17 protein-coding genes are annotated in these 13,841 nt (G+C 56.7%); 10 read left to right on the top strand and 7 right to left on the bottom strand.

What is annotated here, in order from left to right; translation table 11 throughout:
• Positions 1-9: 9 nt before the first annotated feature.
• From AC2TCY_RS15220 to AC2TCY_RS15200, 5 genes are all read left to right on the top strand, one after another.
• A complete protein-coding gene (locus AC2TCY_RS15220; RefSeq protein ID WP_480848600.1) occupies positions 10-714 on the top strand; it encodes a M48 family metalloprotease in 705 nt (234 codons plus the stop codon).
• Positions 711-1,079, top strand: a complete 369-nt coding sequence (locus AC2TCY_RS15215) for a YigZ family protein (protein ID WP_480848598.1) — start codon at positions 711-713, stop codon at positions 1,077-1,079. Before AC2TCY_RS15220 ends, AC2TCY_RS15215 begins: the two co-directional genes overlap by 4 nt.
• A 69-nt stretch (positions 1,080-1,148) precedes the next feature.
• On the top strand, positions 1,149-1,400 hold the full coding sequence (locus AC2TCY_RS15210; protein ID WP_480848597.1) for a DUF6455 family protein: 252 nt from the start codon (positions 1,149-1,151) through the stop codon (positions 1,398-1,400).
• Positions 1,401-1,415: 15 nt separating this feature from the next.
• Positions 1,416-1,685, top strand: coding sequence for a DUF6455 family protein (locus tag AC2TCY_RS15205; RefSeq protein WP_480848595.1), 270 nt, complete (start codon positions 1,416-1,418; stop codon positions 1,683-1,685).
• The gene (locus AC2TCY_RS15200) at positions 1,685-1,942 is read left to right on the top strand and encodes a DUF6455 family protein (RefSeq protein WP_480848594.1); all 258 of its coding nucleotides are present in this window, start codon (positions 1,685-1,687) and stop codon (positions 1,940-1,942) included. The genes AC2TCY_RS15205 and AC2TCY_RS15200 overlap by 1 nt, the downstream gene beginning before the upstream one ends.
• A 6-nt stretch (positions 1,943-1,948) precedes the next feature.
• Here AC2TCY_RS15200 and AC2TCY_RS15195 read toward each other — a convergent pair whose 3' ends face one another.
• Positions 1,949-2,191: a CDGSH iron-sulfur domain-containing protein gene (locus tag AC2TCY_RS15195; RefSeq protein WP_480848592.1), complete on the bottom strand. Its 243-nt coding sequence runs from the start codon at positions 2,189-2,191 to the stop codon at positions 1,949-1,951.
• A 214-nt stretch (positions 2,192-2,405) separates the two neighbouring features.
• Here AC2TCY_RS15195 and AC2TCY_RS15190 point away from each other — a divergent pair, with 214 nt between their 5' ends.
• Positions 2,406-2,594 carry a hypothetical protein gene (locus tag AC2TCY_RS15190; RefSeq protein WP_480848591.1) on the top strand — a complete coding sequence of 63 codons (189 nt, stop codon included), beginning with the start codon at positions 2,406-2,408 and terminating at the stop codon, positions 2,592-2,594.
• A 111-nt stretch (positions 2,595-2,705) separates the two neighbouring features.
• A complete protein-coding gene (locus AC2TCY_RS15185) occupies positions 2,706-3,062 on the top strand; it encodes a diacylglycerol kinase (RefSeq protein ID WP_480848590.1) in 357 nt (118 codons plus the stop codon).
• Between the two features lie 17 nt (positions 3,063-3,079).
• Here AC2TCY_RS15185 and rimO read toward each other — a convergent pair whose 3' ends face one another.
• Entirely contained in the window at positions 3,080-4,477 is a 1,398-nt protein-coding gene (rimO, locus tag AC2TCY_RS15180) for a 30S ribosomal protein S12 methylthiotransferase RimO (RefSeq protein ID WP_480848589.1), read from the bottom strand.
• Positions 4,478-4,576: 99 nt separating this feature from the next.
• Between rimO and AC2TCY_RS15175 the strand changes: the two genes are divergently transcribed.
• Entirely contained in the window at positions 4,577-6,520 is a 1,944-nt protein-coding gene (locus AC2TCY_RS15175) for an AsmA family protein (RefSeq protein WP_480848588.1), read from the top strand.
• A 40-nt stretch (positions 6,521-6,560) separates the two neighbouring features.
• Here AC2TCY_RS15175 and AC2TCY_RS15170 read toward each other — a convergent pair whose 3' ends face one another.
• Genes AC2TCY_RS15170 through AC2TCY_RS15155 form a run of 4 tightly spaced genes read right to left on the bottom strand, consistent with a single transcriptional unit; the run spans position 6,561 to position 11,126 of the window.
• Entirely contained in the window at positions 6,561-8,057 is a 1,497-nt protein-coding gene (locus AC2TCY_RS15170; RefSeq protein WP_480848586.1) for a phosphomannomutase/phosphoglucomutase, read from the bottom strand.
• Positions 8,058-8,072: 15 nt separating this feature from the next.
• Positions 8,073-8,906 (bottom strand): 3-deoxy-8-phosphooctulonate synthase, encoded by an 834-nt coding sequence (kdsA, locus tag AC2TCY_RS15165; protein WP_480848585.1) that lies wholly within the window; start codon positions 8,904-8,906, stop codon positions 8,073-8,075.
• 5 nt (positions 8,907-8,911) lie between these two features.
• The gene (locus tag AC2TCY_RS15160) at positions 8,912-10,489 is read right to left on the bottom strand and encodes a KpsE/RkpR family capsule polysaccharide export protein (RefSeq protein ID WP_480848583.1); all 1,578 of its coding nucleotides are present in this window, start codon (positions 10,487-10,489) and stop codon (positions 8,912-8,914) included.
• The gene (locus AC2TCY_RS15155; protein ID WP_480848581.1) at positions 10,467-11,126 is read right to left on the bottom strand and encodes an ABC transporter ATP-binding protein; all 660 of its coding nucleotides are present in this window, start codon (positions 11,124-11,126) and stop codon (positions 10,467-10,469) included. The genes AC2TCY_RS15160 and AC2TCY_RS15155 overlap by 23 nt, the downstream gene beginning before the upstream one ends.
• Positions 11,127-11,342: 216 nt before the next feature.
• Here AC2TCY_RS15155 and AC2TCY_RS15150 point away from each other — a divergent pair, with 216 nt between their 5' ends.
• Positions 11,343-11,930 (top strand): uracil-DNA glycosylase family protein, encoded by a 588-nt coding sequence (locus AC2TCY_RS15150; protein WP_480848579.1) that lies wholly within the window; start codon positions 11,343-11,345, stop codon positions 11,928-11,930.
• On the top strand, positions 11,923-12,711 hold the full coding sequence (locus tag AC2TCY_RS15145; RefSeq protein WP_480848577.1) for an SseB family protein: 789 nt from the start codon (positions 11,923-11,925) through the stop codon (positions 12,709-12,711). The genes AC2TCY_RS15150 and AC2TCY_RS15145 overlap by 8 nt, the downstream gene beginning before the upstream one ends.
• 13 nt (positions 12,712-12,724) lie before the next feature.
• On the opposite strand, the gene yghU is transcribed toward AC2TCY_RS15145, so the two are convergent.
• Positions 12,725-13,600 (bottom strand): glutathione-dependent disulfide-bond oxidoreductase, encoded by an 876-nt coding sequence (yghU, locus tag AC2TCY_RS15140; protein WP_480848575.1) that lies wholly within the window; start codon positions 13,598-13,600, stop codon positions 12,725-12,727.
• Positions 13,601-13,841: the final 241 nt, after the last annotated feature.

Genomic DNA, 13,841 nt, shown 5'->3' with positions numbered 1-13,841 from the left:
GGAAATCGAATGCACCGCCTTGCCCTGATGCTGGTTCTGTCCTTGGCGGCGTGTGGGTTTCCCTCGATCAAGGCCGTGCCGGCCAAAGACTGGCAGCCCAGCTCACCCGACTTACAGATCACTGCTCGAAATTTCGCCGAAGTCAGCCACAAGGTTGCGGACGCTGCCCGGACCGAATGTCGGCGCTACACCCGCGCGGTCAATTGTGATATCGGGATATTGGTCGATCTTAATCCGCGTGCACCTGCCAACGCCTTTCAGACGCTGGATGCGGACGGGCGCCCCGTCATCATCTTTTCGCAGTCCATGATCCGCTCAGCGCACAACTCGGATGAGTTGGCTTTTGTTATGGGACATGAAGCCGCGCATCATATCCTGGGTCATATTGACCGCCAGGCTGAAAATGCCAAGGAAGGCGCGCGCATCTTTGGGGACCTCGCCCGGACCTATGGCGAAGATGACGCTGGTATAGAACGGGCGCAAGAATTGGGTGCCGAAGTTGGGGTGCAGAGCTATTCCAAGGATTTTGAACTCGAAGCCGACCAGCTAGGAACGGTTATCACCTTTTCGTCCGGATATAATCCGCTGATTGGTATGAACTTCTTTCGTAGAATTCCGGACCCGGGTGATCGATTTCTGGCCACACACCCCCCTAATGCCCAACGGGTAGAAGTGGTTCTGGAATCGGCGAAACAGCTGGGACTAATCCAATGACCCGCATGACCTGTTTGGGTGTGATCCTAAGTGATCGAGGGTCAAAATACGCGGTGACGGGTGCACCCGTTTTCTGCCGCCAGGATGTGGACGCGGTACTGGCGCAGCTGAAATCCGACAAGGCTTATGCCAAAGCCACGCACAACACCTGGGCGGCCATATTACCGACGGGTGCGCTCAAGGCGGATGATGGCGAATCCGGTGCCGGGATGGTCATACTACGGATGATGCAGCGTGCCGGGCTTGAGGATCACGTCATTGTGGTGACCCGTTGGTATGGCGGAAAGAAATTGGGCGGAGATCGCTTTCGGCGTGTGCAGGACGCCACTCGAACCTACCTGGATCACCTCGAATCAGAGCATTGACCTGAGTCAAAGGCACGAGTCACTTGATGCAGTACCGTTTACGCAGACGCGAAACGGAAAGGAAACCGCATGCCCCGCCGCGAAACTTTGCGACACCACGCTGGTCTGGTGGATCAGATGGCCACAAAACTGGGCGTGGATCTGGAAGAAGCCGCCATTGGTGGCGCGCTGCGAGTGGATGACATCTCGGAAGCTGTTCTGCGGTGTACCGATTGTCCGAATCCAGGTCATTGCGAGGCTTTTCTGGCGCAGATGCACGCCAATCCCGAAGCGCCGGAGTACTGCCGTAACCGGGATTTGTTGGACCGGCTTGCGCCATAACGGAAAGGGGCCACCATGCCGCAACTCGGAGAAATCATGACCCATCTTCGTCTGGTGCTGCGAATGGGACAGGCCACCGGAACTGACATCGTAGCCGCACACCGCAACGGCCACTTAAGTCAGAAGGAGTGGGCCGAGATGGTTCAGCATTGTCGAGGGTGTGAGTGGGCCAGCGCCTGCCCGGACTGGCTGGATGAAAACGACACCGTCCAGGATGTGCCGTGCAGCTGCCTTAATCAATCCCGGTTTGCTGCGCTGAAAACCAGAACGCCGCAGGTAAGCTGATGCCACAGAATTCGCTGGGTGATATCGAAAAACACTTTTGGCTGACTCGCTCGGTCGCTCGCTGTATGGGTATTTCGCTAAGCGAGGCCATGGCAGAAGGAAAGCTGTCATCCCACGATTATGCCGAGATGATTACCCGATGCCGCGCTGCGGACTGCAGTGAAAACTGTCAGTTTTGGCTGGCGGCACAACAGGCCCGCGCCCGGATCGCGCCTGAATTTTGCGTAAATGCGGAAACTCTGAACGATTTGATCTGAAATCTGTCAGGGGCGCGTATGACTACCGCCACACAGCGGTTGGGTCGCGGTTTGCTTGCAACCGCAGAAGAAAGCTTTCTTGCTTTCCTCTGCCTTGAATTTCACGGGCTCCAAGCCCGTGTCTTTATGTGATCCATCGCAAAACGGCTGTTTTTGTGATTTTCCGCAAGCGCACCAGAAATAGCTTTTGCCCTCAATCACCTCGACGGGAAACGGGGATTTCTGGGCGATGATCGGGGCGTCTGACATGTGGCTGCTCCGTCATTGGCTGGTATCAGCCCCTAGGATTAGGATAATTTCTCAAAATGAACAGCGTGCATCCGAAGACCCCCTGCAGGCGTGGTTTTGCCTTTAATCACAAGGTTGTGATTAACTTAGTTGCCAGAGTGCTGTCTTGGCCGTATTCTGATCTCGGCCCCGAAAAGTTGGGCAATATCAGAAAAGTAATAGAGGATTGAAGGACATGAAGCTGAAATTCGCTGCTATTTGCGCCACGGCCGTTGTATTGGCCGCCTGCTCGCAGCAGGAAGAACCGACCCCTGTTTACGTTCAGCCCGACTATGACAAATACGGCACGCCAAGCTGCTCGGCCGGCTATCAACTGGCCACGACGGAAGCTGGCCAGACCGTATGTAACCCGGTCACACAATAATCGTTTCGCAGGCGGCCCAATTGCGGGCCGTCTGCAAACATACTTTGACAGACCGCCCCCGGGGCGGTTTTTTGTTGTCTTATGTCCGCTATTGGTATTCGGGGGATTCCGTTGAAAAACTTCTTTGTTCGGCTGATTGACCGTACCAAGTGGAGCTGGCAGGGGCTGGTTGCAACGTTTCGCGAAGAATACTCGTTTCGTGTCTGGGTCTGGGCGAACTTGATTTCGGCAGTATTAGCCCTGTTGCTGCCAATTTCAGGCAGTATGCGTGCACTGATTCTGGTGTTGGGACTTCTGGTACTTGTGGCCGAGCTGTTCAATACAGCCATTGAACGCGCGGTGGACCACACCTCGACGGATCACCATAAGTTGGCCGGCCAAGCCAAGGACGCCGCCAGCGCCGCGGTTGCCTTGACGGCGGTTGCTGCCGGGGTCGCCTGGGTTGTAGCGTTGCTTGCGCTTACATGAACACTCGCCGCTAACTCTTAGACCTTCTCAGACAATTTTCCCCACAGGTCATATTCGCCGGCCTCGTCAACCTCGACCGTCACGATGTCACCGCGTTTCAACCTCTCAAACCCTTCATCTATGAACAGGTTGCCATCAATCTCGGGCGCGTCCGCTTTGGTTCGGCAAATTGCGGCCTCTTCATCGACGTCGTCAACGATGACTTCCAAAGTCTTGCCGACCTTTGCCGCCAACTTGGCCTCAGAGATAGACTGCGCCTTTTCCATAAAGCGGTTCCACCGGTCTTGTTTGACCTCGGCAGGGACATGATCGGGCAGATCGTTCGATCTCGCTCCGTCGACATTTTCGTACTGAAAGCAACCGACGCGATCCAGTTTCGCTTCGTCCATCCAATCGAGTAGTGTCTGAAACTCAGCCTCGGTTTCACCGGGATAACCAACGATGAAGGTCGACCTCAGCGTGATGTCCGGGCACACGGACCGCCATGCTGTGATCTCGTCCAGGGTTTTGGCTGCCGCCGCAGGGCGCGCCATGCGTTTCAGTACGTCTGGATGGGCGTGCTGGAAGGGAATATCAAGATAGGGAAGCACATTGCATCCAGCATCGGCCATTAGCGGGATCAGCTCACGCACATGCGGGTAGGGGTAGACGTAATGCAATCGTACCCAGGCTTCGAACTGCCCCAACTCGCGGGCAAGATCGGTGATGTGGCTGCGGACCTCCCGATCCTTCCATGGGTTCGAATCGTATTTCCGATCCAACCCATAGGCCGAGGTATCCTGAGAAATCACGAGCAACTCTCGCACGCCATTGTCGACCAGTTTTTCTGCCTCGCGCAGCACAGCGTGGGCTGGGCGACTGGCTAGCTTGCCGCGCATATCGGGGATGATGCAGAACTTGCACTTGTGGTTACAGCCTTCTGATATCTTTAGATAGCTGTAGTGGCGCGGTGTCAGCTTTACACCCGAAGCGGGCAGCAGGTCCACATATGGATTCGGGTCTGGGGGCACGGCAGAGTGCACGGCATCCAGCACCTGTTCATACTGATGTGGGCCAGTAACAGCGAGAATACGGGGGTGATGCTCGCGGATATAGTCAGGCTCTGCCCCCAGGCACCCGGTCACGATGACTTTGCCATTCTCGACGAGTGCCTCGCCAATGGCGTCCAACGATTCGGCTTTGGCGCTGTCCAAAAATCCGCAGGTATTCACGATCACGGCATCGGCCCCCGCATAATCGGGCGAGATACCGTACCCTTCGGCACGCAGGCGCGTTAGAATGCGCTCGCTGTCTACCAGGGCCTTGGGGCAGCCAAGCGACACCATTCCAAGGGTCGGTTGGCCTTGTCTGGGCGCATCTGAGATCCGGGCGGCAGGCGCCAGGTCGGGGCGGAGGTTTGGCGGGTTCGAACTCATGTCGCGGCATATAGTGGGGAACGCTTCCCCTTGCAAATGTTGCCCGCGCAGGGCTGACTTGCACCAGAGCAGATAAGCCGAAAAGGCAGGTGGCGAAATATGAAGTGGCTGATACGAATCCTATTCATTCTGGTTGCAGTCTTTGGACTGGTTGTGGGGGCCTTGCTTTTGATGCCCGGCGACAAGCTGGGTGCCATCCTGGCCGAGCAGGTCAAAGCGCAGACAGGTCGAGATCTGACCTTGTCCGGTGACGTCAGCCTGTCATTCTGGCCAGTTCTGGGCATGGAAACCGGGCCAGTGACTTTTGGAAATGCGCATTGGGCCGGACCCGAACCGATGCTGAGCGCAGAGAGCCTTGCGGTTGGCGTCGACGCTTCGGCCTTGCTGGCCGGAGACCTGAAGATCAAGCGCGTTGTGGCCGACAACCCGGTTCTGCGCCTGGAACTAAGCGACGGTCGCGGCAATTGGGAACTGAGCGCCCCCGCCACGAACACCGGCTCGGCAACCGGCCGCGGTGCACCAGAGGCATCCAGCGCAGTCACCTTGGATCGTTTGGAGTTGACAGGTGCGCGCCTGATCTATGTCGAAAATGGCCAAACAAGTATGGACTTCGCGAATGTTGATCTGGCCGCGCGCTGGCCAGATGTCTCTGCCCCGATGGAAATGGAGGCCAGTATGCCTGTGCCGGGCGGCACTGTACAGGTGGATCTGAAAATACCGGATCTCCCAACTTTTGCGAGTGGCAGCGTCACTCCGCTGGAGTTAAGCATGACAGCACCGGGGGGCGAATTCGGCTTTTCCGGGCGCGTGAATCTGACCGGTGAAATGGACGGAACGACGACGGTTAAATCCACGAATACACATGCGATGTTGGCGGCTTTCGGTCAGAGTGGTGTCACCGTTCCAATGGGATTGGGCCGGGTCGCCGAAGTGAATGCTCAGATGACATACACCAGTGACGGCCAAATTTCGTTGCGGAACATGACGGCGAAACTGGACAATAACAGGTTGACCGGCGAGGCGGATATTGTAATCGCCGATCCGCCCCAGATCACGGCGCGGCTGAACGCCGGTGATCTGGACCTGACAAAGTCGCTCGCGGGTGGCACTGGGGGCGGTGGATCAGAAAGCTCTGCTGCGGCGCAAGGGTGGTCAAAAACGCCAATAGACGCTTCCGCACTTGCTTTGGCAAACGGCACAATCAGGCTGCAGGCCAGTTCGATCGCCTTGCCTGACCTGACGATTGGTCAGAGCGACCTGACCCTCAGCCTCGACCGTTCGCGTGCAGTTTTGAAAATGCATCCGGCGACGCTGTTTTCCGGGAAATTGAACGGGCAGGTTGTCGCGAACAACAGGCGCGGGTTGTCAGTTGGCGGAAATCTGAAGGCTGATGGCATCGACATTCAGCAGGCGCTGAGTGCCTTGGGTGGAATCGAGCGACTGTCGGGAACTGGGTCAGGCGCACTGGAGTTTCTTGGGGTCGGCCAGACCGAAGATCAGATCATGCGCTCGCTCAGCGGTAAGGGAAACGTCAATGTCGGCAGCGGCGTCATCTCGGGCTTTGATCTCGACCGGCTGATGGGGCGTGGCAAGGGGAAAGGCGGAACGACAGTGTTCAACAGTCTTACTGCCAGTTTCAAGATGGAGGGTGGCAACCTGACCAATAACGACTTGCTGATGCAGTTGGATAACTTCCGCGCTGACGGGGCAGGGCGTGTCGGGTTGGGTGCGCGCGATATCGACTATTTGTTCACACCGGTCGCTTTGCGGGCTAATTCCGGACAGGGGATTTCCGTTCCCGTTCGCATTCAGGGACCGTGGAGCAACCCTTCGATCAAGCCCGACCTTTCCAAGGTCATAGAAGCTGCCGCTGAGGGTAAGATCAAAGGGCTTGAGGATGACGCCAAACAAAAGGTCTTGGACAAAGTGGGTGATGAGTTGAACACCAGCATCACCGACAGCGAACAGATTGAAGACGCCATCAAAAACAAGCTTGAAGACGAAGCTAAGAAAAGCCTGCTAAAGCTGCTGGGCGGCGACTGAGCGGGGCGTCAGCTATTCTGCCCCGCCCCTTGATCTGCGTTCAGATGGTTTGATCGTAGTCGCCCACACCGGGTTCGGTGCGGATAACGGCGTCGATTTCGCCGAAGATCGCACGCATCTCGTCTTCGCTGTCACTGCTTTCGCAGACTACAACAAGATTTGGCGTGTTCGAAGATGCCCGCACCAGACCCCAGCTACCATTATCCAGAATGACGCGTGCACCATTTACCGTGACGACCTCTTTGATCGCACGACCTGCAAAACTGTCACCGGCCTCGCCCTTGGCAACCAGCTTGTCTACCAAACGTTGCAGAATGTCGTATTTCTCGGTGTCGGCAGCGTAAGGAGACATGGTCGGCGTCGACCACGTTTTGGGCAGCGCTTTGCGCAGGTCTGACATGCTTTGATCAGGGTTGCGATCCATCAGCTTGCAGATTTCGACGGCCACGCGCATTCCACAGTCGTAGCCACGCCCGATAGGTTCGGCCAGAAAGTAGTGCCCAGACTTTTCGAACCCGGCCAGCGCGCCGATTTCCTTGACGCGGCGCTTCATGTGGCTGTGACCCGTCTTCCAGTAATCCGCTTTCACACCTAACGCTTGCAACTCGGGATCGCTGGCGAAAAGGCCAGTGGATTTCACATCCGCGACAAAGGTTGAACCGGGATACAGCTTGGCAAGATCGCGGGCCATGATGACACCCACCTTGTCGGCAAAGATCTCTTCGCCTTCGTCATCTACGACGCCGCAGCGGTCGCCATCCCCGTCAAACCCAAGCGCCAGATCGGCGCCGCTGGATTTCACTGAGCCCGCCATGTCATGCAGCATTTCCATGGCTTCGGGGTTGGGGTTGTAGTTGGGGAACGTGTAATCCAGCTCATTATGGCTGGGCACGACTTCGACGCCCATACGTTCAAATAATTCGGGGGCGAAAGCCGATGCGGTGCCGTTACCGGTGGCACAAACCACCTTCAGCGGGCGGGACATTTTGAAGTCACCCACCAGATCGTCAAGATATGCTTCTTTAACGCCGTCAACGAATTCATAAGAGCCGCCATCGCGCGCGACGCCTGCGCCACTGAGCACTATGTCCCGCAATTCGGCCATTTCGTTCGGTCCGTGCGTGAGTGGGCGGTCAAAACCCATCTTTACACCAGTCCAGCCATTGGGGTTGTGGCTGGCGGTCACCATGGCCACAGCGGGCACGTCCAGATGGAACTGCGCAAAATACGCCATCGGGCTGAGCGCTGGCCCAATGTCCTTTACTTGAATTCCCGCCTGCATCAGCCCCACGATGAGGGCGTTCTTGATCGACACGGAATAGTCACGATAATCGTTGCCCACTGCGATCACCGGCGCGATGCCACGTTTGTGCATCTGGGTACCCAGACCTAGACCAAGGGCTGTCATGCCGGGTAGATTGATCTCATCCGGGTATTTCCAGCGCGCGTCATATTCGCGAAAGCCAGTGGGCTTGATCATCGGGTCGCGCAGAAAGCTCCAGGTGTTTGGGGTCACCTCGGGAAGGGGTTTGATCATAACTATTCTCAATCGTTAAATCTTAATCGGATTTTCTTTGGCTAACGCATCTAAGCGCATCAATGTGTCAACAAGTTTTGGCATTTGATCCAGGTAGATCATATTCGGGCCGTCACACGGTGCATTGTCCGGGTCCTGATGGGTTTCCATGAAAACTGCGCCTGCGCCAACAGCTACAGCCGCCCGCGCCATGACTGGGGCGAATTCACGCTGACCGCCCGATGAGCCGCCCTGACCACCTGGCTGCTGCACGGAATGGGTTGCATCCATCACCACCGGGTAGCCGGTTTGGGCCATCTGCGGCAGTGACCGCATGTCGGCAACCAATGTGTTATACCCAAAGGATGTTCCGCGTTCGGTCAGCAGAATATTCTGATTGCCGGTACTTTCGATCTTGGAGACGATGTTGGGCATCTCCCAAGGGGCTAGAAACTGACCTTTTTTTACGTTGATGACCGCGCCGGTGTTGCCCGCCGCCAGCAGCATATCGGTCTGACGGCAAAGAAACGCGGGGATTTGCAATACATCTACGGCCTCGGCCGCGATAGCGCATTGCGCCTCTGTGTGGACATCTGTCAGCACCGGGATTCCCATCGTTTTCCGAATGTCGTCCAGCACTTTGAGGCCCGCATCAATCCCCATGCCACGTTTGCCGGACAAAGAGGTCCGGTTGGCTTTGTCATAAGAAGCTTTGAATACGTATTGCGCGCCAGCAGCCTCGCACGCCTCTTTCATAGTGCCCGCAATCATCTGGGCATGGTCGGCTGTCTCAAGCTGGCAGGGGCCGGCGATGATAGTCAGCGGAAGATCGTTGCCGACGGTCACGTCGGAGATTTTTACATGTTTCATGAGTCTTACGAGGATACCTGTTCACGAAGGACCGACGCAGTAAGCGAGATCATGAGGTAGATACCAGCAAATAACAGGAATGCCAAAATCGTATTTTCGAACTTCCGCGGATAGCTGGGTTCTTCACTGGGAACAGGGTTCACAGACACGGTCAGATAGCGCACCTTGCGGTTGGCCTCGGTGCGGGTCGCTTCCATTTGCTGCATAGCGGTTTGCAGCATCATGTCGCGCGCGGCCAAGTCGGCCTGCGCCATCTGAATTCCTACACTTAACCGCGCAAGCGAGTTTTCGCCGGCAGAGGCGTCCAGCATCTCGGCGTTCAACTCTTCCAAGACCGCCTCAAGCCGGGCAATGTCGCGGCTGACGCCGTCGACTTTGGCCTGGTTTGGGCGAAGGTTGTCCAGAAGTGCTGCCATTTGCAGTTCTTTGTCCTGCAATTCGAATTCAAACTGGTCAATGCGGGCACGCAGGCTGGCAATGACGCTCTGCGGGTCCAGGATTGCGCCCTGCAATTGCAACTCGATCAGGTCTTCTTGTGCCTGCCTGCGGGCTTTTTGCGCGGACTCGAAACTTTCTAATGCGTCACGCATCTGATCTTCACGCTTTTTCTCGGACAGGGCATTCACCCGATCCTCGGCGTAAGAAATCAGTTTTTCAGAGAATACTGTTGCTGTGGCGGCGTCCGGCGCGGCCACTTCCATCCGGATTACGCCTTCGGTTGGGTCATAACCGATGGTGACCTTCCGCTTGTAGAGTTTGTAGGCATCTTCCAGCGTTGCATCCGTAGCAAGCCGCTGTACCGGGTCGATCCAGTCCTGCTTGAACACATCCGAAAACCCTGCATCACGATCCAGAGACAGAAGCGCCTCCTTTGATTCAAGGAAAGACTGGACCGAGATCGAATCCTGCGTCGTTGCAAACTGCGTGCCTGCCAATAGCCCGCCGATCGACCCCGGGCCACCATCCGCCTGAAGGATCAGAAACTCTGAATCACTGGCATACATCGGGGTCGCCACACGGTAGAAATAGAAACCGACAATCAGCGTCGGCAGCATTACAAATGCCGCCAGCCTTGCAAAAAGGCCAAAAAGCTTGCGCCGCCTGCGCCGGGCGATGTCTTTCTGAATCTGTCCGATTTCGTACTCGCGGCGCTGTGCCGGGCTAAGCTCCGGACCGGGCAGGTTTTCAGGTTTACTGGGGATCGTTTGTGGCAGCTGAACTTTTACTTTGTCCTGTGCCTCGGACGCGGGCTGGTCATTGGCCGCAAGGTTCAAAAGGTTCATACGCTGAAACGGATCGATCCCATTTTCGCGTAGCAGGCGCACCGCGTCATAGTCCGACGTGGCGGCCAGTCCGTTTTTCTGCGCCAATCGCCGCGCTACCCGCAATTGGCGACCGGTCAACCCTTCGCGCTTGATGGCGTCCAGATCTGTCGAAGGTTTCGCATTTTCAGCCGCCTCTTGCGCCTGTCCCTGAGTCGCGCGCCGAATCCGAGAGATGGCGTCAGAGCGCGCGTCTGCGGTTCCTTTGCCTTGCGGCTTAGGGTTTGGGTTGTATTTCCTAGCCTTGGGTTTGGTAGTCATATAACTGTTTTGCCTCTTCCAAGGTTTCAAACATGTAAAGCTGTCCGTCCACCAGAACGGCAGCCTGCCGGGCGAACTTCTCCAGAACCGCAGGGTTGTGGGATACAATCACCAGCGTCGTCGTGCGCAGCCGGTCACGCAGAATGTCGCCTGCCTTCTTGTTGAACTCGACATCCGTGGTCGCGGGCATCCCTTCGTCGATCAGGTACATGTCGAAATCCAACGCCAACATCAGCGCAAAGGTGAACCGGGCCTTCATACCAGCGGAATAAGTGCCCAGAGGTTGATTGAAGTATTCCCCTAGATTGCACAGCCAGTTGCAATATGCTTCGACATAGTCGGGGTCCATACCGTAGATTTTCGCAATGTACCGGGCGTTTTCCAATGCGGACAGGCGTTTGGATACCCCGCCGGTGAACCCCATCGGGAACGATACACGGCAGTCGCGGCGGATTACGCCTTCGTCGGGTTTTTCCAGCCCGGCCATCATGTTGATAAGCGTGGTTTTACCCGTCCCGTTCGGGGCCAGAATACCAATGGATTTGCCCAGCTCGACACGAAAAGACACCTGATCCAGGATCACCTTGCGGCGCGTCCCGGTCCAGAAGGATTTGCTGACATTTTCGAATTCCAGCATTTGTGACCTGCTCAGTCTTTCGTCTTGCGTCGGCTGAAATGCATGAGTGCTACCGATCCATATTGGCGACATTATGTCGAATTATGAAACAAATGATCAATGCATCCGCTGACGTTATCACGCAATGTGTGATGTTGAAGGCAAATAGCAGGTGTTGGACACATTGCCGAACATGCCTATCTTTTCTGGAAATTCAATAAAACGTCGAAGGATCGGATGAATTCACTGCACCGGGAAATTGAGGCCTGCCAACTGTGCGCCGACAGGTTTGCGAAAACTGCGACCGCGCATCAGCCGCGACCCGTTGTCTGGTTCCGCTCAGGGGCACGCATCCTGATCGCGGGTCAGGCGCCCGGTGCGCGGGTGCACGAGTCCGGACGACCTTTTACCGACCCCTCGGGCGACCGATTACGGGCGTGGCTTGGGCTGGACGAGGCCGGGTTCTATGACCGGTCGGTGGTCTCGATCGTGCCAATGGCGTTTTGCTTCCCTGGCTACAATGAACGCAATGCGGATCTGCCACCCCCGTCTTTGTGCCGTCGCACCTGGCACAACCGAGTGATGGAGGAATTGGGGGATGTGCCGCTGACCGTGCTGGTCGGCGGGCACGCGCACAAATACCATCTTTGTGTGAAAACACCGGTTACGGAAACGGTTCGGAATTGGCGGGACCATGCGCCGCGGGTCTTTGCCTTGCCTCATCCGTCTTGGAGGAATACGGCTTGGCTAAAGAAAAACCCATGGTTCGAGGCCGAATTGGTGCCGGTTCTGCGTGCCCGGGTGCAAGAGGTGCTGAATGACTGATGCCACGGCCCTGGATGCCGCACACGCCGCAATGCAGGCGGATCCACAAGATGATGCGGCCCGATTGCGTTTTTTTGAGCGTCTGGCCGACAGTGAATTGTTCCTGATGCTCGCCGAAGAGGCGCAGGATGAAAACATCACGCCCGAGTTGTTCGATGTCGCCGATGGCCGTTTTGTTCTGGCCTTCGACCTTGAGGAACGACTGGCTCAATTCGCCGGTCGTCCGGTTCCTTACGTGGCCCTCTCCGGGCGGGTTCTGTCGTCAATGCTATCCGGGCAGGGCGTCGGCTTAGGCTTGAATCTGGATGCGGCGCCGTCGTCGATGTTGATCCCTGCCGAGGCTTTGGGCTGGCTGTCGGATACATTGCAGCATGGGCCCGAGGAAATACGACAGCGCGTTGCAGAATTCCTGTCACCGGCGGGCTTGCCCGACAATCTGCTGTCGGCATTGGACGTCAAACTCGCAACGGCCGCAGGTCTGGCGACCGCTGCCTTTCTTGTCGGTACAAAATCCGAAGACGGCGGCCACGGCCATTTGCTTGGGTTTGTTTCAGCCGTGGAAGGCGCAAAACCGGCACTAGCCCAGGCGGTGTCCGAGGCCGTGACATTTTCGGGAATCGAGGCCGGAGCGCTGGATGTCGGTTTCTTCGAGCCCGAAGATCTGACGACTGCAGCGTTGGCAAAAGTGGGCCTGCGGTTTGACTTGCCGCAGCCCCAGGCGCCAAATGTAGAAAGGGCCGCCCCAGGCAGTGATCCGGAACGGCCCCCAGTTCTCAGGTAGTCAACTCTGCTGTTCAGTCAGCCGGTTCAAGCTTGTCCTGAGTGCGGGTTTCAAAATCGCTGGCGTCATGGCGTTCATGCAATTGCGTGTGGGGTTCGCCAAAGGAACGGTTGACCATACGACCGCGCTGAACGGCGGGACGGGCGTCGACCTCTTTGGCCCAGCGCACAACATTCTTGTAGGAATCGACATCCAGGAACTCTGCCGCGTCGTAAAGACGGCCAAGTGCCAGCTGCCCATACCAAGGCCAGATCGCCATATCGGCAATGGAGTAATCTTCGCCCGCGATAAAGGTCTTTTCGGCCAGCTCTCGATCCAGCACGTCCAGCTGACGCTTTGCTTCCATCGCGAAACGGTCAATTGGATACTGCCATTTTTCGGGCGCATAGGCGTAGAAATGACCAAATCCACCGCCCAGATAGGGCGCGCTGCCCATCTGCCAGAAAACCCAGTTCATCACCTCTGTGCGCTTGGGGCCATCCTTAGGCAGGAACGCATCGAACTTTTCGGCAAGATGAAACAGGATCGAAGCGCTTTCGAACACGCGAACCGGTTTCTCACCCGACCGGTCCCAAAGGGCCGGGATTTTGGAGTTGGGATTGGCGCCCACAAAACCCGATCCGAACTGATCGCCGTCGCCGATATTGATTAGCCAGGCGTTGTACTCGGCGTCCTTATGCCCAAGGGCCAGCAGCTCTTCCAGCATGACCGTCACCTTGACGCCGTTGGGTGTCGCGAGCGAGTACAATTGCAGAGGGTGCTGACCGACAGGCAAGTCCTTGTCATGAGTGGCGCCTGCAATGGGCCGGTTGATATTGGCAAAGCGCCCGCCGCTTTCGCTGTCCCAAGTCCAGACCTTCGGGGGAGTATAGGTGGATTGTTCGCTCATCTTCTGCCTTTCGTATCAGTGCCGAACCATGCGGCGGCTGCATGCACAGCTAATATTGCAAAAGATAAAGTCCAACCCCGGATGGGGAACTGATTTTGTAACAATACCGGGCACAGGCCTCACGTTTCTTCGTGGGATGTCACACCACCGCGAGCGGTACTACGAAGTGATCCAAAATCGCATATTGTCTTGCCAGTCCCGCCACAACGGCGCCCCAGACACAGTTGAGACAAAAGGATCG

It is taken from the genome of Ruegeria sp. HKCCD7181, assembly GCF_057221055.1.
The sequence above is the reverse complement of the archived record's forward strand: the minus strand, read 5'-3'. Positions and strand labels throughout refer to the sequence as shown.